The following is a 24,466-nucleotide window of genomic DNA, read 5'->3' as shown; positions in this document are numbered from 1 at the left end:
GGGTGCCGTACGACCGGGCAGCCGCCCGGTGCCGCCGTCCGGACGCTTCCCCTCCCTGCCGGGCGGCGGCGCCGACACGGGCGCCGGCCCCGGGAATGCCCCGCGCACGGGCGCCGGGCGCGGGAATGCCCCGCCGGTCCGACGGGTGCCGTGACGGCCACGGCTTCTCCTCCCACGGCGTCTGACCCCTGGAGGGGCCGCGCATGCGCCCGGCGGCGGGCTTTCAGCGGAGAGGGATGTATCTCAGCGGAGATGGATGTCGAGAGCGCAGATGTCGTCCCGGTTCCCGGGGGCCATCGCGGCGAGCGGGCGGGCGAGCATGGCGTCGCTGCTCCCCCGCAGGAGGCTCAGGGCGCGGGAGGCGAGGCGGTCGAGCCCCTCCGAGAGGTTCTCGCCCGGCTCCTCCACGAGGCCGTCCGTGTACAGGAGCAGGTGATCGCCGGGGAGGAGCGTGATCTCGGACTCCCCGTACCGCGCGTCGGGGGCGGCACCCAGGAGGTACCCGTCGGGCTGCGCCAGGAAGACCGCCTCGCCGTTCCGGACGAGCAGGGGCGGCAGGTGACCGGCACGCACCCAGGTCAGCCGGTGGTCCCAGGGACGGTAGCGCCCCATGACCATCGTGGCGGTGCCGCCCCGCTCGTCGGTCGACGTGTGGAGGAGGAGGGTGTTGAGCCCGGCGAGGACGTCAGGGAGGGCCAATCCGGTGATGGCCATGCCCTTGGCGGTGAACCGGAGCTGCGCCATGGTGCCCACGGCCGCCAGACCGTGACCGGCGACGTCTCCGACGACGAACAGCGCGCTGCGGTCCGGGAGCTCGATCGCGGAGTACCAGTCGCCTCCGACGTTGAGGCCCCGGTCGGCGGGGACGTAGGCGACGTCGACGCGCAGCCCGGCGAGTTCGAGCGACTGCTCGGGGATCGGCAGCAAGGTGTCCTGGAGACGGGCGCCGAGGGCTCGTTCGGCCTTGAGCATGCCGCGCTGGACGAGATTGTGCCGCTCGCTCTCGCGCAGGGCCAGCTCCGCGTCCCGCTGCGCGCTGAGGTCCTGGAAGAAACCGTGCACCTCGATGGGGGAGCCGCCCGCGTCCCGCCGCGCCTCCGCGACGATGCGCAGGTGCCGCACGCCGCGCGCGGTGGTGATGCGGAAGGGCTGGTCGACGGGCCGGCCCTCGCCGAGCAGCCGCTGCACGGCGGTGCCGAGCCGCGGCAGGTCCTCGGCGACGAGATGCCGGGGCAGCTCCTCCAGACGCATGGGCCCGAGGGCGGGATCGCGGTCGAAGACGACGTACACCTGGTCGGACCAGGTGATGGTGTCGGTGACCAGGTTCCAGGCCGCCCAGCCGAGGTTCCCCAGGCGCTGCATGTCGGCGAGCCGGCGGGTCTCTCGCACGCTGATGTCGTGGCGGATCCAGGACACCACGAGGCGCCCGCCGAGCCGGGAGGCACGGACCGAGTACACGGACTCCTCCTGCACGCCCGCGCCCACGTCCACGTACGTGAAGGGATCGCCTTCGTAGACCTCCCCAGTGACCAGCGTCTCCAGGTATCCGTCCCACAGGGCGCTGCCCGCGACCGTGGGATACGTCTCCAGGATCCGTCGGCCCACCAGCTCCTTGCTCCGCCGCCCGGCCACGTCGACCGCCTCGGGCGTCGCCGCGTCGATCCGGTAGTCCTCCACGTCACCGCTCTCGGACCGCAGCGGCGTGAGCAGGACCGCGGGCCCCGGCAATGCGTCGAACACCGTCTGGAGGGACGCGACGTCCTCGTGGGGCGAGCCGGCTCCGCGCGGCCGCCGGTCGTCCCGCAGGAGATCGGCGCAGAGCCTGACGGCGCGCCGCAGCTGGGTCCGGGTCCGCGGTTCGATGGGGCCGGGGACGTTCCGGAAGAAGCCGACGGCCGTCGTCATCGGCCCGTCGTCGGGCACCGGGAGCCAGGCCCGCGTAGGCCAGCGCCCGGGCGAGTCCCCGATCAGCAGATGGCGTTCCGCCTCCCGCTCCGGCTCTTCGAGCCACACCGCGTCCCGTGATTCCAGAGCCTCCAACGGGGCCACTCCGCTCAGCGGAGGGACGTGGCACCACTGCTCGGCCAGACCGTCGTCGATGCCGGCACTGCCGACCAGCTCCAGGCTGCGGCCCGCCGTCACCGTGTAGATCATCACGGCGTCCACGCCCTCCGTGTCGACGAACGCCGACCGGAGCAGCTCCGCCACGTCGTCCGGGAGCCGCGCTGCCGCCAGCCCCCGGGCCAGCCGGGCCAGCGTCGAAGTCCGGTTCCCGTCCGCACGGGGGCCGCCGGTGACGTAGCGATCCATGTCGAACTGCGAAGGGCTCTCCTCGCGCGGCCCGCCGGGCGCCGACACCGCGGGCGCCGGTCCCGGCGCTCCTCCGACGCGCCCCAAGGTGATCCAGCACTCCTCCAGGAGCGTCCTGCGGTACTGCTCGGCGCGGTCGAGCAGCAGCCGATTGGCGGCGTCCGCCGACAGGCCTGTCCGCGCCATGACGGCGCCCTTGGCCCGCTCCAGGACGGCCGACATCGACGCGCCACTCTCCAGGTCCACGACCTCGGCACGCAGCCGGGACACGACCTTTGCCAGCGCCAGGACTTCGGGTGCCGCGCCGTCACCCGCGTCGGGCGCCAAGGAATCGCCCTCCATACATCCGAGCATGCCACTCCACGCCCGGCCCGCATCCCCGCCCGCCGCTGGATCGTGGAAGGTTGAACCAGCAGGCCGCGACGCTCACCCACTGTGGGCCGCGTGTTCAGCGGCTTCGCGAGCCGGGTCACGTACGGGATGCGGCGGGCTGCGGATGGTTGCGGCCGGGTGGGGCTCCACCCCTCTCGGGTCGAGCCCGATGAACTCCTTTTGCGGTGCGTATCCGGACGGTGCCCAGTCGGCTTCGTCGGCTCCGTCGGTTCTGGCGGCCTGCCGGTTCTGGCGCCTCTGGTGGCCCGCCGGTTCCGTCGGCTCAGCCAGTTGTGTCGGCTCCGTCGGTTCTGCGAGTTGCGTCGGCCCGACCGTGCGACAGGGCGTGGCCTGACCGTGCGACAGGGGGCGGCCTGACATGCGCGTCCGTCAGCGGTGGACCTTCAGGGGGCACTTGTTGGCGCTGCGCTCGCCCGCCGGATCGGAGCAGGAGCGCCGTCCGCGCCGGAAGCCTCGTCCGCGCCGCAGGCCTCACCCGCACCGGACGCCTCGCGCGCACAGGACGACGCACCGGACGAGAACGAAAGGACCGGCGGCCGATCGTCGGCAGAGGGCGTCTACGAGGGGCGCGGAAGCAGGAGTTGGCCGTCCTCAACCCGGAGCCCGGCCGGCCCGCGGTGATGGAGTTCGCCTTGGCCCACGGCACGGAAGCGCCAGGACCCGTCGCGGCGGTAGAACTCGCCGAGCACCAGCGCGGTCTCCTCGCCGGCGTCGATGACCGGCATCCTGGCACCGGCAGCCCTGGACGATGCCGTATCGGTTGCGGCGCCCGTCGTCCGCGCGGCTGCGGACCAGGTATCCGGCCTCTTCGAGGTCCGTGGGGCAATCACCTGATGTCATTTTCAGGTAAATATTGGCGTATAACGCTCAGTAGGCAATAGTGGAGACATAAGACTTCCCTCGTTCAGGAGGTCTCGTGACTCCCTTCCCCGAAGCCCCCGGCCCCGCTTCCGTGCCGGACGGAGCGGACGACGGAGGCATCGCCGTGTCCCGGCGGTCGAACGGCGGCGGCGCCGTCGTCAGCATCGGCGGAGAGCTCGACATGGTCAGCGCCCCGAAGCTGAGGGGAGCCCTCGCCGAGGCCCTGGAGGACTGCGAGGACGGCGGCGGACTGGTCCTGGACCTGACCGGGGTCACGTTCTGTGACTCCACCGGACTGAACACCCTGCTGCGCGCGCGGCGGCGGGCCCTCAGCGATCACCGCTTCGTGGTCATCCGGGCCGCCAGTCCTCAGGTGACGCACCTGCTGGAGATCACCGGGGCCGCCCACCTCTTCGCCGACACGACGTGACGGTCCTGCCGACGCCGCCGGCCTCGGGCGCGGAGCACCGAGGCCGGCGGAGGTTCATCAGGTGAGGGTCACCACGTCACCGTGCGGCCGCCGAAGGCGGTGACCAGGCGTCCGTCCGTGGCGAAGGACCAGGTCAGGGCGCCGGCGTACGAGCTGCAGCGGGAGCCGTTCGTGCCGGACCAGAACTGGTTCGAGGCGTCGACGTCGCCGAGCGTGCGGTCGTTGGTGCCGGTGGAGGTGCCGCGGCATGAGGTGTTGCCGCGGAACACCGAAGTGCCCGCGTCGAAGGAGAAGTTGCGCTGGGCGTTGTCGACGCTGATGTTGTTCGAGATCGTCATCTTGCCCGGGTTGCTGTTGTACGTGAACCCGTGCTTGCCGTTATGGAAGGCGATGGTGCGCCGGACGACGTGGTCGACCGCGATGTCCTCGCCGCCGAGCTTGAAGCCGTTGCGGTCGCCGGCTCCGGCCTGCGAACCGTCGCTGAGGGTGCCGTTGTCGTAGGCGAGGGAGTCCTCGATGGTGACGGTGCCGATGGGGCCGGTGTCGGGCTTGGTGTAGAGGTCCCAGCCGTCGTCGATGTTGTGGTGGGACACGGCGTACCGGAAGACGTTCCCGCTGCCGACGGTGAGCTTCGCGGCGAACCCGTCGGCGTCCTCGCCGTCGGAGTCGGCGTTGTCGTGCGACTCCGCGCTCAGTACGAGGTTGTCGGACGGCCACTGGTCCTTCGGCGTGCTGGAGGCGATGCGGCCGAGCTGGAGGCCGGTGTCCCGGTTGAACCGGGTGACCGTGCGCTCGATCACGTTGTGGCTCCCGCCGACGTAGATGCCGTTGTCGCCGGCCCGCTGGACGACGACGCCGTTCACGTGCCAGTACGAACCGTTCAGCGCCAGGCCGCGGTTGGCCGGATCCTCGGTCATCGCCGAGAAGTCGAGCACCGGGGTCTCGCCGGGGTAGGCGGAGAGCTTCTTCAGGGCGCCCGACGTGCCGTTGTTGCCGGCCGGGACGGTGATCGTCGTGGCGTGGCGGTAGGTGCCGCCGCGGAGGTAGATCGTCCCGCCCGCGCCGACGCGGCCGATCGCCGAGGTGAGCGTCGTCGGGTCGGACTGCGTCCCGGCCGCGCCGTCCGTGCCGCCTGGCGCGACGTACAGTGCGCCGCCCGTGGGCGGCGGCGCGTCGGCCGTCGTCACGTTCAGGGAGTCGATGTTGGGCAGCCCGGCGGCGGTGGTGGGGGAGAACCGGACGGTGTTGGCGCCCGCGTTCACCGGCACGGTCACGGTCTTCGTGACCCACGTCGACCAGGCGCCCGTGGCCTCGAACGACGGCGTCTGCACGGTGACCCCGTTGACGACCAGACCGGCCGGCCGCGCCGCGGTCGTCCCGTTGGCGAACCGTACGGAGAGCGTCGCCGTACCTGCGGCGGAGGCGTTCACCGTGAACTGCGCATGCGCGCCCACGGCGTTGGTGCCGTTGCAGAACCCGCTGCCCGAGTATCCGGACCAGTCGGAGTCGATGGTGCCGGTACACACGGCGGGCGAGGCCTCGGCCTCGTACAGCGTCGACGCTGCGTGCGCCGTGTTCACGGACAGGGCGACGAGCGTGCCTGCCAGCAGGCCGACGCAGGCGGTGACGGATCGCAGATGCATCTGGAGGCTCCAGGAGGGGGATGGGACGGCGTTCCGGGACTGGACGAGAAAGCGCTTTCCTCGGAAGCTAGACGCGTCGCCGTGGACGCGTCAACGGTCATGCACGTAGATGCTGTTCATATGGATGAACATTTACGGTCAGGCTTCCCGTGCCCCCGCACGTCTGGAGGTGACCTCGGGGTGAAGCTCGTGAAGACCCGTTCGATATATGTGGAGAACTCCGGGTCGCCCGGTGAGATTTCGGTCGGCGAATTCCTCGCGGACGCGGCGGATTAGACGTCCTCCCCTCTTTCGGGTCGCCTGCAACTGGCCTCTGACCTGCGTAAATGATCCGAAAGGAGAGGTCGAGGTCTGCGTTCTTCGAATTCGGGAAGGCGGGGTATGGTCGGCCCCGCTCACCCGGTCGGTATGTGTCGAGCGCCGTGGTCCCCACGGAAATCCGGGCACATTCGGACCCCGTGTGCGAACCCGACCAAAGACGTTCGAGGCGAGGCAGACCGATGGAAGCTCCGACCACCCCGTCGGCCGCCGGCGACGGCTCCCGTGCCGCCGCTGAGGGGCGGAGCGGAGGGTGGTTCGGGACCGGTCCGGGTGGTTCGGGCGGTTCCGGAGCACCGGGCGGTCAGGGCGGTCAGGGCGGTCAGGGTGGACCGGGCGGTCAGGGTGGACCGGGCGTCCCGTGGCAGCCCATGGGCCCGGACGAGGCGGGGAGGCGCCCGGATCCGGTTGGGACGCAACCGGGCACGGCTGGGACACGACCGGATACGGCTGGGACGCGACCGGACTCGGCTGGGACGCGACCGGACTCGGCTGGGACGCAACCGGGTTCGGCTGGGACGCAACCGGGTTCGTCGGCGATGGCCTCGGGCAGCGCCCGGCCCCACCCGAACCCCGATGGAGCGCACCAGGGCTCCGCTGGGCCCCGGCCGGACCCTGCGGGTGCACATCAGGGCTCCGGCGGGCCACGGCCGGACCCTGCGAGGACACATCAGGGTTCGGGGATGCCCCGGCCGAGCCCCGCCGCCCCGAACCCAGCCGGGCCCAGCCCGTTCTCAGCTGGGACACACCAGGGCTCCGCCGGGGCACCCCCGAACCCCGCCGGGCCCCGCCCGAACCCCGCCACGAGGGCCTCGGATCCCGTGCGGCCGTATGTGGCGGGGGCGGGGGCAGGGGCGGCACCGGCGGCCGGGCGGCCGGCCGAGCGGCACCGGGCGCCGGCGGCGGAGGTCCCGTCCGGGTCGGCGGGGCAGCACCGGGGGCGGGGGCCGGCGCCGGAGGCGCCGTCCGAGGCGCGGCGGTCGGCCGGGCAGCACCGGGCGCCGACGGCGGAGGTCCCGTCCGCCGCGGAGTTGTTGCGCCGGACGATGGCGGAGATCGAGCCGATCGCCGACCGGGTGACCTCGTACTTCTACGCGCTGCTCTTCCTCCGTCACCCCGGCCTGAGGGAGCTCTTCCCCGCGGCGATGGACACCCAACGCGACCGGCTGTTCAAGGCGTTGCTGACGGCCGCCGCCCACGCCGAGGACCCCGCCACCCTGACCGCGTACCTGACGGGTCTGGGGCGGGGGCACCGGAAGTACGGCACTCTCCCGGAGCACTACCCGGCCGTCGGCGAGGCGCTGCTCGGCGCGCTCGCCCGGCACGCCCCGGGGAGTTGGGGGCCGCGGACCGAGGCCGCCTGGGTGGAGGCGTACACGACGATCTCCCAGATCATGATCGACGCGGCGGCAGCGGACGGGCTGAGCGCGCCCGCCTGGTGGCAGGCGGAAGTGGTCGCCCACGACATGCGGACGCGGGACATCGCCGTCGTCACGGTCCGGCCCGACGGGCCGTACCCCTTCCGGGCCGGGCAGTACACGGCCTTGGAGACACCGTGGTGGCCGCGGGTCTGGCGGCACTACTCCTTCGCCTCCGCGCCGCGCTCCGACGGACTGCTGTCGTTCCACGTCAAGGCCGTGCCCGCCGGCTGGGTCTCCACCGCGCTCGTCCACCGCGCCCGCCCCGGGGACGTCATCCGGCTCGGACCGCCCGCCGGTTCCATGACCGTGGACCACACCACCGGCAACGGGTTGCTGTGCCTCGGCGGCGGTACGGGCATCGCACCCATCAAGGCCCTGGTGGAGGACGTGGCCCAGCACGGCCGGCGGCGACCCGTCGACGTCTTCTACGGCGCGCGCGGGAACCACGGCCTGTACGACATCGACACGATGCTCCGGCTGCAGCGGTCGCACCCCTGGCTCTCGGTGCGTCCCGTCGTCGACGACCAGTCCGGCGGCCCGCTGTCCGGTGGACTCCCGGAAGCCGTACGCGAGTACGGCCCGTGGCACACCCACGACGCGTACCTGTCGGGACCGGCGGGGATGATCCGCCGCGGCGTCGACACCCTGGTGGGCATCGGCATCCCGGCCCACCGCATACGGCACGACTCCATCGAGGAACTGGTCGGAGCGACGAGTTGAGTACCTTCCCACCGGCCGCGCGGCGGCCGACGGACCCGCCGCGCGCCACCCGCCCGGGGAGCGACGGCGAACACCGGGTGCAGAGGCGCCTGGGCACCACCGAGCGCGCGGACCGCTTCTACGGAGAACAGGTCCTCGACCGGCTGAACCACCGAATGCGCGAGTTCGTGGCGCGGCAGGAGATGTTCTTCCTCGCGACCGCCGACCGGCACGGCGCCTGCGACAACACCTTCCGCGCCGGCCCGCCCGGCTTCCTCCACGTCCTGGACGACGCCACACTCGCCTACCCCGAGTACCGGGGCAACGGCGTCCACGCCAGCCTGGGCAACATCGAGGAGAACCCGCACGTCGGCATCCTCATGGTCGACTTCCTCCGCGACCGCATCGGACTCCACGTCAACGGCCGCGCCAGGAGCGTCGCCGACGACGCCATGCGCCGCGCCCACCCCCGCCTCCCCGTCGACCCTGTCCCCGGCCGGCGAGCCCTGCTCTGGGTGGTCGTCGACGTCGAGGAGGCATACATCCACTGCGCCAAACACATCCCCCACCTCCAAAAAGCCCCCGCCCGCGGCACCGGCCGCCCCTGGGGAACCGACGACGCCAAGCGCAAAGGCGGCGACTTCTTCGCCGCCGCCGCCGAAGCACCCGCCCGCGCCTCCTTCCCCCCTCCGCCCCGCGCAGACGCCACCACCTGGCGCGCGGAGGCAGAGAAGGCACTGGCCAGGGCCCGACGTCCCGCTCCCACCACGACCGCCCCGACCGGCACGACCGTCGGCACCGAGACGGCGACCGGCCCCGAGGCCTTCAGCGGCTGGTTCCACCGAGACACCCAGGCCTGAACGCCGCCGCCGCCCTCTTCCCTCCTTGACCAAACCGGTCGCCGCCGGTCGACCGTGATCGCACTGCCCCTCCTCATCGTCGTGCTCCAGGCGGTCCGCTGGGCGGTCAGACCCTGAACACCGTTCGTTCCAGCGTCCGTTCGCGAACCGCACGGGACCCTCGGGCTTGGTCAGATCGACCGCCGCCCCCGTGACCTTCCTGTCGGTCGTCGTCCTCGCGGTGGCGGTCTCCCTGTTCGGAGGCCGTACATCGTTGCCGTAGTGCGAGCGGCACAGATCCAGAGTGGTTCGAAGCAGTCCTCGCGCGACCGCTGGTTCGCTGCGAATGGCATCACGAGGGAAGGATGTACGCGGTCCGTTACGAGTACGCAGACACGGGGCGAGGCCTCAGCGAGGGCTTCGAAGACTCACTGGCACCCGACGCACTGCGGAAAAGTCTGGCCGCAGACGGCGTGATCCGAGGCCGAGGCCGGACCAACCGTGCCGGCCTGGGCCAACCAGGCGTGATCGCACATGTCCGAGGAGTACGCCCCGATCATTAGTTGCGGGACACCTCTCAGCTCCCCACCAAGGTCACCCGCGGTGCCGGAAGCCCCGCCGCGATGCCGGCGCTAGTCCTCAAGCGCGGCGAGTCCACCCAGGATCGCTGGCGCGCGATCACCGGCGCCCCCTCGATGCCCTCGTCCGCTCCGGCGCTAGATTCGAGAACGACGTACTGGTCGAACGCGTGGAGGTGGCAGCGGCTTGACCGGTCCCCTCGATTCCGACAGCCAGGTGGTCGAGATGGAACTGGCGATCGATCAGGTCACCGTCGTTGACCCGGCCGAGGCCACCGCCGCCGTGCGCTGCATGGTCGGGCCGGTTCGCCGCGGCGCCCGCTTTGACCGCCTCCACGACTCGGCAGAAGCCATCGACCTGGAACTGGTGCAGATCCTCGCCTATCGGCGTTCCGTCGAGGAACTCGACGCCGTCCACACCGCGCTCGTGGCCCTTCGAGGCGCAGGAGTCCAACTCCTGACGTCAGCCACACCGTGCACCCGCTGGCAGGCCATCCGGGGAACCAACCCGCCACCGCCACCATGATCAAGCCATCCACAGATATTGATCATGGCTCCTCGGATCGACCGCCACCCAGCTCACCCGCTCCTTCACCGAGGCCATCTGGGAGACACGCGTACGCCTTCTCCCGACCCGACCCGACCCGCCCCGACGCAATCGCGACTGCCCAGGCGCAATCAAGAAGCCGAACCGCTGGCCTGTGCTGAGGACCCGAGCCATGCGAGGATGCCGAGCATGACTTGCATCCGAAGGGGCCGTGCCTCGTAGAACACCAGCCTCACTTCGGCCGCGGGAACGCGGCTGGGGTAGATCCTGGGTGCGATATCGCGATGTCCCAGGCCTGTCGGGAGCGGCTAATGCCGCTGTCCGCGTGCTCGAACGGGAGCGACTGTCTCCGGGCATCGTGGCGGTGGCGCTGAGCGTGTGGTCCGTGCGCGTCCACGGCACGAGGCGCCGATGGAGGCAAGGGGAGGCGGAGTACACCTGCCCCTGCTGCGGCGAGGGTTGGGCCCGGGACAAACTGCAAGATGCTCTGTTCATGCTTCCGCCAAGGGCTGCCACTGAACTTCGAGGGCAGGTCGAGCACCTGGACGCGGTGCTCCTCGGGCGAACGCATCACGAGCCGATGAATGAGCCGGAGTTGGCGTGGTGGCATCGCAGGTGCTGACCGACCCATGTCGCCCACTGGTTCGTCGGCTCTTGCGTGACCAGTCGGGGGGACGGGCTGCAGTGGCGTCACCTGCCTGCATGCTACGGGCCGTGGAAGACCATCTACGAGCGTCACCGGCGCAGGTGGGCCGACGGAACTGGGGCCGGCTCCTCCAGCAGGCGCATGCCCAGGCCCACGCCGATGACCAAGACCCACCTGAGCGTCACCGTCGCAGCAATCATCATCTGGCTCCGGACATGATCGGCGGGGCAGAACCTAACCGCCTGCGTTCGCCTTTGGCGCCCCTGCCGTTCGGCGGCGCCCCCGTCCCGTCAGCCCTGGCCTCTGACCCGCGCTCCCCATAGGCCGCGCAATCCACATCGTTCGGGGGGATCATGAACTTCACGCGCTATCGCAGACCGTCGGCCTTCCTGCTGCTGGCAGTCACGGTCGTCCTCGGCGCCGCGGCCGTGGCCGGGCTCGGTTCGGGAGGTGAGGGCGCGCTGGTCCTGCTGATCGAGCTCCGTGAGTACGTCCCTCTGCTGGGTTGGCTTGCCCTGGTCGCGATGACCGGGGCGGTCCTGTTGGGGCTGAAGGAGTCTTTGCTGCGCTCGCCCGTGGTCACCACATTGCTCGTTGTCGGCGTCCCGATGTTGCTCATCGGTGGCTTCGTCTCCGCAGCGTTCGGTGATGACGAGGAGGTGGAGACGGAGGCGGCGGCTCCCGGCCGTGGCGACCGCCGGTTCGTGGTGACGTTGGGCGGCTATGCCCCAACCTCGAAGCGGCCATCGGACAGGCGGGACGCCTGCCCGAGGATGTGAACGTCAACCTCGACCGGGGCTACGACAACAACAAGCCCCTACTCTGCTGGGGGAGTTGGGCTTCACCGGTGAGATCGCCCGCAAGGGTGTACCCGCCCCGATCCAGGCTGGCAAGCGGTGGACCGGGGAACGGACGCACTCGTGGATGAACGGCTACGGCAAGTTCCGGCGCTGCACCGAGAGAAACGGCGCGGTCGTCGAGTTCTGCCTCCACCTCGCCGCGACTCCCGTCACGCTCCGCATGCTCATCCGACGCTCGACGAGCCGCTGCCGCTGGGACGGTCGCCCCACCACCCGGCGCCTCAACTGATCCATCTGCCCTCGGTCTTAATCGAGTGCGAGCCTCCCGGTCCGGGTGATACAAGGTCTGCGTGACTGATCATCTCTACTTCCCCAACCTGCTGCGGATGATTGACGAGCGTTCCGCTGCGTTTCGCGCCGCCGTTGCCGCGGCCCCCAGCCTTGACGCCGACGTGCCGTCCTGCCCGGGCTGGACGCTGTACGACCTGGCGAACCACCTCAGTGAAGGGGACCGCTTCTGGGCCTACATCGTGCTGAACACCGCGCCGGGCGACGAGCGGCCGAGCAAGGACGGGCTGGCGGCGCCCAGGGAGCGCGAGGCCCTCATAGCGTGGCTGGCCGACTCGACGGAGCAGCTGCTCGCTGCTCTGCGCGAGGCCGGCCCGGACCGGGGCTGCTGGGCCTGGTGGGAGCCGCTGGCCTCGCCGCACACGGTGGCCGCGGTGGCCCGCCGTCGCGTCCCGGAGTCGCTGATCCACACCTACGACGCCCAGTTGGCCTCCGGTACCCCGCAGGAGCTGCCGACGACCGAGGCGGGCGACGCCATCGAGGAGTTCCTCGCCACCGTCTGCACCGGCACGGTCCCGTGGCCGGGCGAGCCCGCCACCATGGACTACCACGCAGCCGAGGTCGGCTCCTGGCGCCAGACGGTGGACGCCGCCGGCTCCCGCTTCACCCGCCTCACCGCGGCGGAGGCCGCCGAGAGCAAGCCCACCGCCGCCATCTACGGCACGGCGAGCGAGATGGCCCTGCTCATGTACATGCGCATCCCGGCCGGCTCGCTGCGGATCGAGGGCGACGCCGACCTGCTCCAGCAGCTGCAGGACTGGGGCTGAGGCCGACCGGCAGATGGATCACTTGAGGCGTCGGGTGGTGGGGCGGCCGTCCCAGCGGCAGCGGCTCGTCGAGCGTCGGACGAGCATGCGGAGCCTGACGAGACTGGCGGCGAGGTAGAGATGGAAGTCCACGACGCGTAGCCGGAGCCGGAGCCGTGGACCAGTGCGAGCACGATGTACTCGAAGACGGTCCGGTCTGGAATCCGTCGCCTGCGGCAGCCCAGCGGGTGGCTCTCGGCGTATCCGTTCCGCACGGCAGCAGAGCGGCGAAGTGGTCCCTCAGGGGTTCCGAAAGGCATTCTGGGACCGCAGGCACGAGCCCTCCGGGTGATCACAGAGCGTCAAGAACTCCATGATCACCACTCAGGCTCGTGCCGGCCTTGCGCTCGGGGCCGCCTGGGCAGCCCCACCCACCATGTGCCGGTCGGTCTGAGCCCAGGAGTCTCCGGCTCAGGCCACAGCTAGGCAGGGACGCCAGTGGCGCATTCGTCAAGGCAACTGCAGTGGCCTGCCGCGACCCCCGGTAAGCCCCGCGCTTCCCGCGGCCGCGCCGCGTCGTAGGCTGAAGGCCGTACGTGACGGACAGGAGGGCTGCGGTGGCCGAGACGGCGTTGGCCGAGGTGATGGCCGAGCTGGCGGACCTTGAGGATCCGAAGGTGCGCGCCGTGAATGAGCGGCACGGCGACGACCATGGTGTGAACCTTGGCAAGCTGCGGGCGCTTGCGAAACGGCTGAAGACGCAGCAGGAACTCGCCTGCCGGCTGTGGGACACGGGCGACACGGCGGCGCGGCTGCTCGCCCTGCTCGTCTGCCGCCCGAAGGCCTTCGAGCGCGACCGGCTGGACGCGATGCTGCGCGAGGCCCGTACCCCCAAGGTCCACGACTGGCTCGTAAACTACGTGGTGAAAAAGAACCCGCACGCCGAGGAACTGCGCGTCGCGTGGACCGCCGACCCCGACCCCGTGGTCGCGAGTGCCGGCTGGGCGCTCACCACCGAGCGCGTGGCCGGGAAGGCCGACGGCCTCGATCTCACGGGCCTGCTCGACGTCATCGAAGCCGACATGAAAGACGCGCCCGACCGCCTGCAGTGGGCGATGAACCACTGCCTGGCCCGGATCGGCATCGACCACGCCGCATACCGCTCCCGTGCCATCGACATCGGCGAGCGTCTTGAGGTCCTCAAGGACTATCCGACCTCGCCCGGCTGCACCTCGCCCTTCGCGCCTGTCTGGATCATCGAGATGGTTCGCCGACAGCACGACGCGTAGCCCTGCGCCCGGCCCGCCGAGTTGGCGGCCGAGTCGGCGGCGGGGTCGACGGTCGGACCTGGCGGCCCCGGACCTGGCGGCCCCGGACCCGACGGCCGGACGTGACGACTGGGGCCCGCCCTCCGGGGGCCGACGACCCGGGCCACCCGGGACCGGCCCCCGCTTCCGATGACCGGCGAATATTCGGTGCCGTACGGGCCCCCGGGCGGGCACACTCGCCCCATGGCACACATGACGGCGTTCCAGGACGAGATCAGCGGCTGGGCGGCCGGCGGCTCCGGCGACATCGCGAGGGACCTGGCCTCGCGTCTGGACTTGCGTACGGCCGTGCTCCTGGAGGGCCCGAGCGATCTTGCGGCCGTGGAGACGCTTGCCCGGCGGCGGGGTCGCGACCTCGCCGGCGAAGGCGTTGCTGTCGTCTCCATGGGCGGTGCCATGAACGTCGCCCACTACGCCGGCCTCCTCGGCCCGCCCGGCCTCGGCCTGCGCCTCACCGGACTCTGCGACGCCCGGGAACAGCCCTACTACGACCGTGGCCTCCGGCGGGCAGGGGCGCCCCACGACGACATCTTCGTGTGCGTGGCCGATCTGGAGGACGAGCTCATCCGCACGCTCGGGCCGGCCGCCGTCGAGGAGATCATCCGCCTGGAGGGCGACCTCCGCCCCTGGCAGACCTTCCTCCACCAGCCCGCCCAGCACGGTCGCCCCCGTCACCAGCAGCTCCGCCGCTTCCTCGGCACGAAGAAGGGGCGCAAGATCCGTTACGGCACCCTCCTCGTGGAGGCCCTCGACCCGGCCCGGGCGCCCGCACCGCTCGACGACCTCCTGAACAGTCTCTGACGGCCGCGCCACGCGGAGAGACGGCCCTGGACTCCGGGACGGCGCCCGAAAGGCACCGCCCGGGCATGCGAGAAGCACCTCCCGGCCCGCGGAAGACGTCGCCCGGCACGCGGAAGTCGTCGCCTGGCGAGCGGACGGCACCGCCCGACACAAGGAAGGCACTGCCCAGCGCGTTGAAGGCACCCCCTGATTCGCTCACATGTTCGGTTATTGGATTACGCTGGATCCATGACCGCAGCACGACCCACCCTGCCCGGACTCCAAGGCTCCCTGTTCGACCAGGGTGACGAGATCAGGTGCGGTCTGCTGGACGGGCTTCGGCGGACCGAGCTGGACGGGGGCGCGTGGATCGACCATCTGCCCGGCTGGCTGTGCGGGGCCGACGCGCTGTTCGAGGAGCTGGTCGGGCGGGTGCCGTGGCGGGCCGAGGAGCGGGCGATGTACGACAGTGTGGTGGCCGTACCCAGGCTCCTGGCGCACTACGGAGAGGGCGCCGTACTGCCGCATCCGGCGCTTGCCGAGGCGCGGCAGATGCTGGATGCCCACTACGCGGACGAGTTGGGGGAGCCGTTCGTGACTGCGGGCCTCTGCCTCTACCGGGACGGTCGGGACAGCGTCGCCTGGCACGGCGACCGGACCGGCCGGTCCGCCACCCACGACACGATGGTCGCCATCCTGTCCCTCGGTGACCCCCGCGATCTCGCCTTCCGCCCGCGCTCCGGCGGCCCGACCGCGCTCCGTCTCCCGCTCGGCCACGGTGACCTCGTGGTGATGGGCGGCTCCTGCCAGCGCACTTGGGAACACGCCGTTCCCAAGACGAGCCGCGCCGTCGGGCCCCGGATCAGCGTCCAGTTCCGCCCCCGGGGAGTGCGCTGAGGTTCCGTACGGGATCAGGGTCGTGCTGTCGGCCCTCGTGAGCGGTGGGCCCGGCATCCTCAGCCGGCGGCGCCGCCCCGTCCTCACCAGCCGGGCCCGGCATTCTCATCAGGTGGCGCTGCCCCATCCTCAGCAGGCGGGCCCGGCATTCTCATCAGGTGGCGCTGCCCCGTCCTCAGCAGGCGGGCCCGGCGTCCTCAGCAGGTGGTGCCGGTGGGGACGGTTCGGAGGTCGATCAGGTAGGAGTCGACGTGGCCGGTGACGCAGGAGTTGCTGCGGCCGTACGCGGTGTGGCCGAAGCCCTCGTACGTCAGGAGCCGGCCGCCGGGGAACTGGGAGGCCAGGCTCGCCGCCTCCTCGTACGGGGTGGCAGCGTCGCCGGTGGTGCCGACGACGAGGACGGGAGGGACGCCGTCAGCGCTGACGCGGTGCGGCTTCCGGGTGGTCGTGGGCCAGTCCTTGCAGGTGAGGGCGGAGGTCACGCTCGACGTGCCGTAGCGGCCTGCGGCCTTGTCGGCGACGGGGAGGGCCTTCCAGTACGCCTGGGCGTCACGCGGGTGCGGGACGTCGAAGCAGTTGACGGCCTGGAGTGCAGCGTCACTGTTGTCGGACGGAGCCGACGTGCCGGGCGTGGCGGGCGTGCCGGTGTCATCGGAAGCGTCCGGGGCGGGGGCGGTCCCGGAGGTCCCGTCGGTCTCGGAGTCGTCGGTCTCCGTCTCCGGGGCGGGTTCCTCGGAGTGCGCCAACCGGGCCAGCTTCGTGCCGTCGCCGCGCTCCGCGTCGGCCAGGGCCTCCGACAGGTCCTTCCACTGGGCCTCCGGGGTGTACATGGACGTGGTGAGCGCGCCGAGCAGCGTGTTCGCGTCGGCGCCGTACTCGTCCCCGTCGACGGGCAGGGGTTCGCGCGCGGTCTTCTCGAACAGACCCTCGACGAGGCCGCGTATCTCCTCGGGGGTGTCGCCGGGGCAGCTGTCTCCGGCGACCTCGGCACACGAGGCGATGTAGTCCTCGACCGCCCGCCGGAACCCGACGCCCTGGCTCACGGCACGCCGGGACCAGTCCAGGGAGGGGTCGACGGCACCGTCGAGGACCATGGCACGGACCCGGCGCGGGAACTGCTCGGCGTACGCGGTCCCCAGGCTCGTCCCGTACGACCAGCCGAGGTAGGTGATGCGGGACTCCCCGAGCGCCGCCCGCAGCACGTCCATGTCCCGGGCGACGTCCTCCGTACCGACGTGGCGCAGGGTCCCGCCGCCGGCCTTCACACAGGAGTCGGCCTCCTGCTTCGCGGCCGCGAGCACCTCGGCGCGCTCCGACTCGGTCCTCGGGAAGAACGGATCGGCTGCGGGGGTCGCCGGGGCCGCCTTCTCGTCGGCGGCCGGTGCGGTCGCGCTTTCCGAGGGATCCGACGGCTTCGTGCTCTCCGAGGGCTCCGCGTTCTCCGAGGGCTTCGTGCTCTCCGAGGGCTCCGCGTTCTCCGAGGGCTTCGTGCTCTCCGAGGGCTCCGCGTTCTTCGAGGGCTCTGTGCTCTCCGACGGCTCCGCGCTCTCCGCGGGCTCCGTGCCATTCGAAGGCTCCGCGGATTCCCTGTCTCCGCCGCAGGTCAGAGCGGGGGAGCTGCCGCCGACGCCCCGGGGGTCGAAGGACACGATGTCGAAGCGGGCGCGCACCTTCGGGGTGAAGGACTCGGCCATCCCCTCCTCGAGGAGGGATGTCACACCGGAGCCGCCGGGGCCGCCGGGGTTCGCGATGACCGACCCGATCCGGCCGCCGGACCCGGTCGTGACGGCGCGGGCCACCGGCAGGACGAAGGTCTTGCCGTTCGCCGGGTGCGCGTAGTCCATCGGGACGGTGAGTTCGGCGCACTGGTGGTCCCCGCACGCGGTCCACTTGAGCTTCTGTCCGTAGAAGGCGCGCAGCTCGGGCCGGGTGGCGGGGTCGGCCCGGCGGGCAGGCTCCGACCGGTCCGGGGTGGGGTCCGGGGCCGCGGTGCAGGCGGCGAGGGCGGCGCCGACGACGACGGCGAGCGTGACGGCGAGGGCGGGGCGGCGGGCGGCGCGGATCAACGTGGTGCTCCCATGTTCGGTTCAGGGGGAGCTTGCCGGGCCGATGCTGAGGATTTGATGAGGAACGGACACGGACGCGTCAGGGAGCCGTGGGCACACGCAGGACGAAGCGGGCGCCGCCGAGGTCGCCGCGGTCGGCGGTGAGCGTGCCGCCGTGGGCGTGAGCCACCCAGGACGCGATGGAGAGCCCCAGGCCGGTCGAGCTCGCCCCGCTGCGGAACCGTTCGAAGAGCGCGCCCGCGATCTCCGGCGGCAGCCCCGGTCCCGCGTCCTCGACCGTCACCGACCCGTCCCGGGCGACACCGATCCGGACGTCGGCGGGCACGCCGGGGAGGTGCCCGTGGGCGAGGGCGTTGCCGAGGAGGTTGGCCACGGCCCTGCGGACGAGATCGGGGTCGGCGTTCACGACGGTCTCCTCGGCCGTGACCGTCACACGGTGACCCCCCGCGGGGGCCTCGCCGACCACTTCCTCCCCAACCCCTGCCTCGCCGACCATTGCCTCCCCAACCCCTGCCTCGCCGACCACTTCCTCCCCAACCCCTGCCTCCCCGACCACTTCCTCCCCGACCCCTTCCTCTCTGACCATCGCCTCGTCGACCACTGGCTCCCCGACCACCACCACCGCGTCCCCGACCGCCACCGCTTCCTCGACCACCGCCTCCACGAGCTGGTCGAACCGCAGCGGCTCGCGCGCGAGCGCGGCCGTGCCGGACATGAGCCTGGCCCGGGTCAGCAGCCCGTCGACCAGGCCGCCCATGCCCTCGGCGAGCCGCAGTGTGCGCTTCAGTACGTCGGTGGTGTCCGTCTCGCCGCGCAGCGCGGTCTCGGCGAGCGTCCGCAGGGACGCGGCCGGTGTACGGAGGTCGTGCGCCGCGTCGGCGAGGAACGCCTCCTGCTGGCCGAGCACGATCAGGGCCGGTCGGACGGCCCGCCCCGACAGCAGGTGGCCCACGGCCGCGGAGAGCGCCACGAGGAGCGTGCAACCGGCCGTCACCAGCCACAGCAGCCGACGGTGATCGGCCGCCTGGTCCGATGTCGCCGTCATGGTCACGATGACGCCCTGGGGCGGATCACCGTCGCCCGCGTCCGGCGCGAAGAAGGGCATGGCGAAGACCCGGACGGGCTCGCCGTCCGTCGCCCGCCGGTCGGAGGCCACACCGTCCTCGCCGCGCGCGGCTGCCGCCGCCACCTCCTGTACGTCCGCGTCCGCCACGGACAGGCAGGGTCTGGCCGGGGCGTGCTCCACGACCAGGCGGGGGTCCTGGGTTCGCCGGTCCTTCACGGGCGGCACCGTCAGCACCGACAGGGGCGGACAGCCGGTCCCCATCGTCTCGACGAGCGTGCGCGTGTCCAGCCGGCCGTCCTCCTCGGTCTCCAGGAGGCCGACCGCCCAACTGGTGTCCCCGTTCATCGTCCGGTCCAGCTGCTCGCGCCAGCGCGCGTCGTCGCTGCGCACGGCGAAGGCGGCCATCGCGACCAGCCCCACGGCGCTGGTCAGCGCGAACAGCACGGTCGTCCGACGCCGCAGCCGACGCACCCGCTCCGTCGGGGTGGGCATCCGTGCTCCGCTTAGCCGAGCGGGACGCCTCACGCCGCGTCATCCGCCGCGAGGCGGTAGCCGACGCCCCGCACGGTGTGGACGACGGGCGGGTCGCCCAGTTTGCGGCGGAGCTGGGAGACGAGGACGTCGAGGACGTTCGACTGCGGCTCGGCCATCTCGTCCCAGCAGCTCTCGAGCAGCTCGGCCCGGGACACCGCCTGATCGGCACGCGTGGCGAGCGCCTCCAGGACGGCGAACTCGCGGCCCGTCAGGGTCAGCAGCACCCCGGCGCGGTGGACGCGCCGCCGTGCGGTGTCGATCTCCAGGTCGCCCACCCGGTGCACGGGCGGGCGGACGACGGCGGAACGCCGGCACAGACTGCGCACCCGGGCGACCAGCTCCGGCACGGCGAACGGCTTGACCAGGTAGTCGTCGCCGCCGCTCGCGAAGCCCTCGACGCGGTCGGCGACCGAGTCCCGCGCGGTGAGGAAGAGCACCGGCACCGCCCGGCCGCTCCGGCGCAGCCCCTCCACGTACACGGCGGCGTCCCCCGACGGAAGCATCCGGTCGAAGACGGCACAGTCGTACGCGGTCACGAACAGCGCCTCGTCGGCCCGCGGCAGATCCGCGGCCTCGTCGACGGCGAGCCCCGCGGCACGCAGCGCGGCCGCCACCCCGAACCGCAGGTTGTCGTCGTCCTCGACCAGTAGCACTCGCACGCCGCACACCCTAGGTGATGGCCCCCGACGCCTCGGACACGCCCGCGCCCCCCCGGCCGCGTGGGGGTCAGCCCGCTGCGGGACCGTCCGAGGGCATCGTCGTCCGGCTCGCCGACCGGGGCCTGAGCACGCCATCGCCCGCCCCACTTCGGCGTCCGGCGGCCGGTCTGGAGACAACGGCTCGATCCGCGCCCACTGCGCGTCAGTCGACGACAGACACCAACCAACGTCAGACGATTCGAGAAATATGGCCTAGACCACGGATGGGCGGTGAGGGTCGACCGGATCGATCTCCCGCTCATCGAAGAGGCTCTCCAGGGCCTCGAGGCCGTGTTCGCGGCGGTGGTCCTTCTCCTCCTTGGTGATCGGCAGCAGCCACAGGAGTCGGGCGTGGGCCGTTTCGTCCCAGGCGCAGACCTCGAAGTCAGGGCCGTACGGGTACGGCAGGCTGATCAGGTAGTGGTCGCACGCGGAGTCGTCGAGCCACGGCCTGCCGATGGGGACGGTGTGCCCGACGTCCAGCCGCTGATGGTCCGGGCCGCAGTGGTAGTACGCGTTCACGGTGAGGCTTTCCCGGTTCAGCCAGTCGTCCCGCGGGGCCGCGAGGAAGAACTCCGCCCCGTGCCCGCCCTCCTGGGTCGCCGCCCAGCAGCCGGACGTCACGTACACCCACCACTCGCCCGGCCCACGGGGGTGGATCCGGAACACCCGGAACCCGGGCACCCGCTCCTCGATGGGTCCGTCGACGCCCGGCAACTCGTCGATGATCTGCTCGGGAAAGTGCCGCTCCAGGTGCGCGCGCAGGGCCGCCCGGGCGGCGAGGAGGGAAGCGGAAGACATGCGCCGATCATGGCAGCAGCACGGGCTGTCGACCTCAACGGGGCTCCGCGCAAGGAACGGAGCCAGCTGGGGGGGGTGTCTTGTCGATCATGCCGGCTCGCGGCGCATGATCCATAAGGCAGTCCCCAGGGCCCGGAAAGTCCCGCCTGGCCCGCGGGCCGACGGCGCTACTTTCCGGACAGAACCCAGGCCGCGGGCCCAGTGCTGTCGCGGACGACCAGTTCGGGCCGGAGGAGGAGGCGGGAGGTGACCGAGGAGTCGGGGGTGGTGGTGTCGCGTAGGAGGAGTTCGATGGCCTGGCGGGCCATTTCGCGCTTGGGGAGGGCGACGCTGGTGAGTTCGGGACGGGAGAGGAGTGCTTCGGGGCTGTCGTCGAGTCCGACCACGGAGAGGCGGTGGGGTACGGAGTGCCCGGCCTCGCGGGCCGCGACGAGGGCGCCGGCGGCGAGGACGTCGTGGGTGGCGAAGAGAGCGGTGGTCCCGGGCGCCGCTGTGAGGGCCGCGTGCGCGGCGGCGATGCCGCCCCGGAAGGATGGTTCCGGTGCGATGTGGATCGCGCGGTCCGGGACGGTCACCCCGTCGGCGGCGAAGGCGCGCCGGAACCCCTCGACGCGTACGGAATGGGCGGGGCTGGCCAGGACGGCCACCCGCTCGTGTCCGAGTTCGCGCAGGTGGCGTCCGGCGAGGTAGCCGCTGTAGTCGTAGTCGATGGTGACGACGGGGAAGCGTTCGGGCACGTCCGTCTCCCACGCGCACAGCACGACGGGGAAGCGGGCGTGGGCCAGCAGCGGCAGATGGTCGATCAGGTCCTGGTCGCCCGCGATCAGCAGGGCGTCCACCGATCGGCTCGTCAGGCCGGCCAGATGGCGCCGGGCCCGTTCCCCGTCCCGGCGGGTGGTGCAGAGCAGCAGGCGGTGGCCGTGCTCCTCCAGGACGTCCTCGACGGCCTCCACCACGTCCGCGTAGAAGGCGGTGGCGACGGTGGGCACGAAGAGGCCGACCGTCCTCGTGTTGCCGGTCGCCAGGGACCGGGCCACCAGGTTCGGCAGGTACCCGAGCTCGTCGATGGCCGCCCGCACCCGCGCCTCGGTCGCCGGCCGCACCGCCACCCTGCCGCTGATGACGTTGGAGACGGTCTGCTTCGTGACGCCCGCCCGCTCCGCCACGTCCTGCATCGTCACCATGGCGCGCCCTCGTTTTACCGATCAAAGAGGAAGCACCGTAGCCCCGCCCGGCCCGCCGGTCAAGGGTGGGCGCGGGCCTGTGGTCTGGGCTGCCGCCGAAGCGTGGAGATGCGAAGGATTCTGCGTCCACGTCTTGTTTTACCGGTCAAATCAGCCGTACGTTCTGCGCCGAGCTGCTCGATGTCACACGGTCCAGCACGTCGTCACACGGTCCAGCACGTCGTCACACGGTCCAGCACGTCGTCACGCGGTCCAGCACGTCGTCACGCGGTCCCCCACGTCGAAGGAGTACCTGTGCCAGGCACCCGAAGGAGACTCGTCGGAGCTCTCGCCGCCACGGCCATGGCCATGGCGGGCGGCAGCGCCCTGACGGCACCGTCAGCGTCCGCTGACGCGTCCGCCGCCCCCACGTACACCGTCACCGTCGGCTCGAAGGGGTCGTGGACCCATCCGGACGACACGCCCGCGGGCACCTATATCGACAAGGACGGCACGTTCTACTTCCAGCAGTCGCACGCGCTGTACGGCGCGAACGACCCGCGGAAGTGGACGTTCTACACCGGCACGAACTTCGACACCGCCACCCGGTCCGCCGCGATCAGTGGTGCGGCCGACCCCGCGAACCCCGCCGACAGGAACGACGACACGACCTGGCGGTGCGACAACAGCCCGACGGGCGTCGAGGCCACCGTCGCGCCGGCGGGCTCGTCGTACGCCCATCGGAACTACTGCGACCTGGCCGGCGTGTGGGTCGATCCGGACACCGGCGACTGGTACGGCCTCGTGCACAACGAGTTCACCCCCCAGCCGTTCGGTGACGGTGTGCACTACGACGGGATCGACACCGCCGTCTCCACGGACCAGGGCCGCACGTGGCGCGTCAAGGGCCACGTGATCACCTCGCCGTACAGCACCAAGCGGGGCGACACCGCCGCCTTCCCGCAGCAGACCTACCACTACGGCGACGGCGACCAGCGGCTGTTCGCCGACACCGCGTCCGGCTACTTCTACGCCTTCTACGGTTCGCGCGTCGTGGAGAAGGGCGGCGGCTGGAAGGCGTTCCACGCGCACGTGGCCCGCTCGCCGATGTCCGCGAAGTTGGCGCCCGGCTCCTGGCAGAAGTGGTACGACGGCGCCTGGTCCGAGCCCGGCGTCGGCGGCAGGGAGTCCAACATGGTGCCGGTCGGCGCCGGCGGCACCACGGGCTACACCCCGGTGTCCGGCGAGTACGACCCCGCCACCGCCGGTACGGTCGCCCAGCAGGTCGCGGCGGGCCGGATGCCGCCCACGTCACCGCTGTTCGTCATGGACATCACCTACAACGCGTACCTGGGCCTCTACATCGGCCAGCCGCAGGCCGTCGACCAGAGCGGCAAGGCACCCCAGCAGATCTACGCCACGACCGACCTCACGACGCAGAAGTGGTTCCTGCTCGGCGACACCGGCGCCTACACCAACGCCTCCTGGTACCGCTGGTTCCTCGACGGCGTGAACAAGACCGGCTCCGGCATCGTCGGCAGGAACTTCCGCTCGTACTGCTCGTTCGGCTGCTCGGGCGGATCGTCGAGCGAGTACGTCGACCTCACGATCGGCTCCTCGGCTCCCGCCGCGCCCGTCGACACGAGCAGTACCTACCGGATCACCGGCGCGGGTGGGCGCGTCCTCGCCCAGGTGTCCGGCGGCTCCGCCACGACCTCCGTGGCCGCCGGCACCGGATCCGCCCTCGAATCCTGGGTGTTCACCGCCGGCGGCGACGGCTCGTACCGCATCTCCAACGCCTCCACCGGCCGGCTGCTCGGCGTCGACTCCGCCGCCACCACCCAGCGCGCCTGGGGCACCAAGCCCACCGTGACCGCCATGCCGGCCGGCGGGCCCAGTGTGGGCCAGCAGTGGTTCGTGATCCCCGGCGCCTCCGCCGCCGACGGCACCGCGACGGGCACGTACCGGCTCGTCAACCGCTACAGCGGACTCGTGATCGGCCTGTCGGCCGACCCGGCACGCCTCGCCGAGACCGTCCCCACCCGCGACTGGACCAACACCACCGGCAACCCGGTGGGCGGGACCCGCGGCGCCGGCGAACAGACCCTGACGCTCACGCCCACCGGTGCGGCGCCGGGCCCCGTCCCCGACGGCACCCACACCCTCGTCACCGGTGGCCGGGCGCTCGACGACCCCGACCACAGCACCACCCCCGGCACCCAGCTGATCACCTGGAGCCCGACCGGCGGCGCCAACCAGAACTGGAACCTCACCCGGAAGACCGACGGCTCCTACGAGATCGTCAACGCCGAGTCGGGACTCTGCGCCGACGTCGAGGGCGGCTCCACCACGGCCGGGGCCAAGGTGGTCCAGTGGACCTGCACCGGCGGAGCGAACCAGCGGTGGAACCTCACCCGACAGGCGAACGGCACCTACACGGTCGCGTCCCTGAAGAGCGGCCTGCTGCTCACGACGGCCTCGACCGGCAACGGCTCCGCGGTGACACAGCAGCCGGACACCGGCACGGCGCGGCAGCAGTGGACGATCACCTGAG

Annotated in this window: 18 protein-coding genes and 4 pseudogenes; 13 read left to right on the top strand and 9 right to left on the bottom strand. The window is 71.8% G+C overall.

What is annotated here, in order from left to right; all coding sequences use genetic code 11:
- Positions 1–243: 243 nt before the first annotated feature.
- The gene (locus MRBLMG1_RS19535; RefSeq protein WP_367825347.1) at positions 244–2,652 is read right to left on the bottom strand and encodes a SpoIIE family protein phosphatase; all 2,409 of its coding nucleotides are present in this window, start codon (positions 2,650–2,652) and stop codon (positions 244–246) included.
- A gap of 608 nt (positions 2,653–3,260) precedes the next feature.
- Positions 3,261–3,428, bottom strand: a complete 168-nt coding sequence (locus MRBLMG1_RS19530) for a TerD family protein (RefSeq protein WP_414721610.1) — start codon at positions 3,426–3,428, stop codon at positions 3,261–3,263.
- A 191-nt stretch (positions 3,429–3,619) separates the two neighbouring features.
- Between MRBLMG1_RS19530 and MRBLMG1_RS19525 the strand changes: the two genes are divergently transcribed.
- Positions 3,620–3,994 (top strand): STAS domain-containing protein, encoded by a 375-nt coding sequence (locus MRBLMG1_RS19525; protein WP_367825346.1) that lies wholly within the window; start codon positions 3,620–3,622, stop codon positions 3,992–3,994.
- A 68-nt stretch (positions 3,995–4,062) separates the two neighbouring features.
- Here the strand turns inward: MRBLMG1_RS19525 and MRBLMG1_RS19520 are convergent, their stop codons facing one another.
- Complete coding sequence (locus MRBLMG1_RS19520; protein ID WP_367825345.1) at positions 4,063–5,637, bottom strand: carbohydrate-binding protein; 1,575 nt, start codon at positions 5,635–5,637, stop codon at positions 4,063–4,065.
- Between the two features lie 857 nt (positions 5,638–6,494).
- Here MRBLMG1_RS19520 and MRBLMG1_RS19515 point away from each other — a divergent pair.
- From MRBLMG1_RS19515 to MRBLMG1_RS19485, 8 genes and pseudogenes are all read left to right on the top strand, one after another.
- A complete protein-coding gene (locus tag MRBLMG1_RS19515; RefSeq protein ID WP_414721609.1) occupies positions 6,495–8,096 on the top strand; it encodes a globin domain-containing protein in 1,602 nt (533 codons plus the stop codon).
- On the top strand, positions 8,093–8,935 hold the full coding sequence (locus MRBLMG1_RS19510) for a pyridoxamine 5'-phosphate oxidase family protein (RefSeq protein ID WP_367825343.1): 843 nt from the start codon (positions 8,093–8,095) through the stop codon (positions 8,933–8,935). The genes MRBLMG1_RS19515 and MRBLMG1_RS19510 overlap by 4 nt, the downstream gene beginning before the upstream one ends.
- A gap of 551 nt (positions 8,936–9,486) precedes the next feature.
- A pseudogene (locus MRBLMG1_RS37465) lies at positions 9,487–9,683 on the top strand (IS256 family transposase); the annotation flags it as partial.
- The gene (locus MRBLMG1_RS19505; RefSeq protein ID WP_367825342.1) at positions 9,680–10,018 is read left to right on the top strand and encodes a hypothetical protein; all 339 of its coding nucleotides are present in this window, start codon (positions 9,680–9,682) and stop codon (positions 10,016–10,018) included. The pseudogene MRBLMG1_RS37465 and the gene MRBLMG1_RS19505, both read left to right, overlap by 4 nt.
- Positions 10,019–10,715: 697 nt before the next feature.
- Positions 10,716–10,846: pseudogene (locus MRBLMG1_RS19500) on the top strand (transposase); the annotation flags it as partial.
- Between the two features lie 192 nt (positions 10,847–11,038).
- Positions 11,039–11,464, top strand: a complete 426-nt coding sequence (locus tag MRBLMG1_RS19495) for a hypothetical protein (protein WP_367825341.1) — start codon at positions 11,039–11,041, stop codon at positions 11,462–11,464.
- Positions 11,389–11,774: pseudogene (locus MRBLMG1_RS19490) on the top strand (IS5/IS1182 family transposase); the annotation flags it as partial. The gene MRBLMG1_RS19495 and the pseudogene MRBLMG1_RS19490, both read left to right, overlap by 76 nt.
- 61 nt (positions 11,775–11,835) lie before the next feature.
- Positions 11,836–12,600 (top strand): maleylpyruvate isomerase family mycothiol-dependent enzyme, encoded by a 765-nt coding sequence (locus MRBLMG1_RS19485; RefSeq protein ID WP_367825340.1) that lies wholly within the window; start codon positions 11,836–11,838, stop codon positions 12,598–12,600.
- 18 nt (positions 12,601–12,618) lie between these two features.
- Here MRBLMG1_RS19485 and MRBLMG1_RS37335 read toward each other — a convergent pair.
- Positions 12,619–12,744 (bottom strand): annotated as a pseudogene (locus tag MRBLMG1_RS37335) (IS5/IS1182 family transposase); the annotation flags it as partial.
- Positions 12,745–13,223: 479 nt separating this feature from the next.
- Here MRBLMG1_RS37335 and MRBLMG1_RS19475 point away from each other — a divergent pair.
- From MRBLMG1_RS19475 to MRBLMG1_RS19465, 3 genes are all read left to right on the top strand, one after another.
- A complete protein-coding gene (locus MRBLMG1_RS19475) occupies positions 13,224–13,868 on the top strand; it encodes a DNA alkylation repair protein (protein ID WP_367825417.1) in 645 nt (214 codons plus the stop codon).
- Between the two features lie 222 nt (positions 13,869–14,090).
- A complete protein-coding gene (locus MRBLMG1_RS19470; RefSeq protein WP_367825339.1) occupies positions 14,091–14,708 on the top strand; it encodes a TOPRIM nucleotidyl transferase/hydrolase domain-containing protein in 618 nt (205 codons plus the stop codon).
- A gap of 228 nt (positions 14,709–14,936) precedes the next feature.
- Positions 14,937–15,584, top strand: a complete 648-nt coding sequence (locus tag MRBLMG1_RS19465) for an alpha-ketoglutarate-dependent dioxygenase AlkB (protein WP_367825338.1) — start codon at positions 14,937–14,939, stop codon at positions 15,582–15,584.
- Between the two features lie 197 nt (positions 15,585–15,781).
- Here MRBLMG1_RS19465 and MRBLMG1_RS19460 read toward each other — a convergent pair whose 3' ends face one another.
- The 5 genes from MRBLMG1_RS19460 to MRBLMG1_RS19440 form a co-directional block, all read right to left on the bottom strand.
- Positions 15,782–17,650 (bottom strand): alpha/beta fold hydrolase, encoded by a 1,869-nt coding sequence (locus tag MRBLMG1_RS19460; RefSeq protein ID WP_367825337.1) that lies wholly within the window; start codon positions 17,648–17,650, stop codon positions 15,782–15,784.
- A gap of 79 nt (positions 17,651–17,729) precedes the next feature.
- Positions 17,730–19,208 carry a sensor histidine kinase gene (locus MRBLMG1_RS19455; RefSeq protein WP_367825336.1) on the bottom strand — a complete coding sequence of 493 codons (1,479 nt, stop codon included), beginning with the start codon at positions 19,206–19,208 and terminating at the stop codon, positions 17,730–17,732.
- Between the two features lie 29 nt (positions 19,209–19,237).
- Positions 19,238–19,903, bottom strand: a complete 666-nt coding sequence (locus MRBLMG1_RS19450; protein WP_367825416.1) for a winged helix-turn-helix domain-containing protein — start codon at positions 19,901–19,903, stop codon at positions 19,238–19,240.
- 258 nt (positions 19,904–20,161) lie between these two features.
- Positions 20,162–20,749, bottom strand: a complete 588-nt coding sequence (locus tag MRBLMG1_RS19445) for a suppressor of fused domain protein (RefSeq protein WP_367825335.1) — start codon at positions 20,747–20,749, stop codon at positions 20,162–20,164.
- Positions 20,750–20,916: 167 nt separating this feature from the next.
- Positions 20,917–21,933 (bottom strand): LacI family DNA-binding transcriptional regulator, encoded by a 1,017-nt coding sequence (locus MRBLMG1_RS19440; RefSeq protein ID WP_367825334.1) that lies wholly within the window; start codon positions 21,931–21,933, stop codon positions 20,917–20,919.
- A gap of 342 nt (positions 21,934–22,275) precedes the next feature.
- Here MRBLMG1_RS19440 and MRBLMG1_RS19435 point away from each other — a divergent pair, with 342 nt between their 5' ends.
- Positions 22,276–24,465 (top strand): RICIN domain-containing protein, encoded by a 2,190-nt coding sequence (locus MRBLMG1_RS19435; protein ID WP_414721614.1) that lies wholly within the window; start codon positions 22,276–22,278, stop codon positions 24,463–24,465.
- Position 24,466: the final 1 nt, after the last annotated feature.

The sequence above is a fragment of the Streptomyces sp. LMG1-1-1.1 genome (assembly GCF_040815545.1).
In the GTDB taxonomy this organism is placed as follows: domain Bacteria; phylum Actinomycetota; class Actinomycetes; order Streptomycetales; family Streptomycetaceae; genus Streptomyces.
The sequence above is the reverse complement of the archived record's forward strand: the minus strand, read 5'-3'. Positions and strand labels throughout refer to the sequence as shown.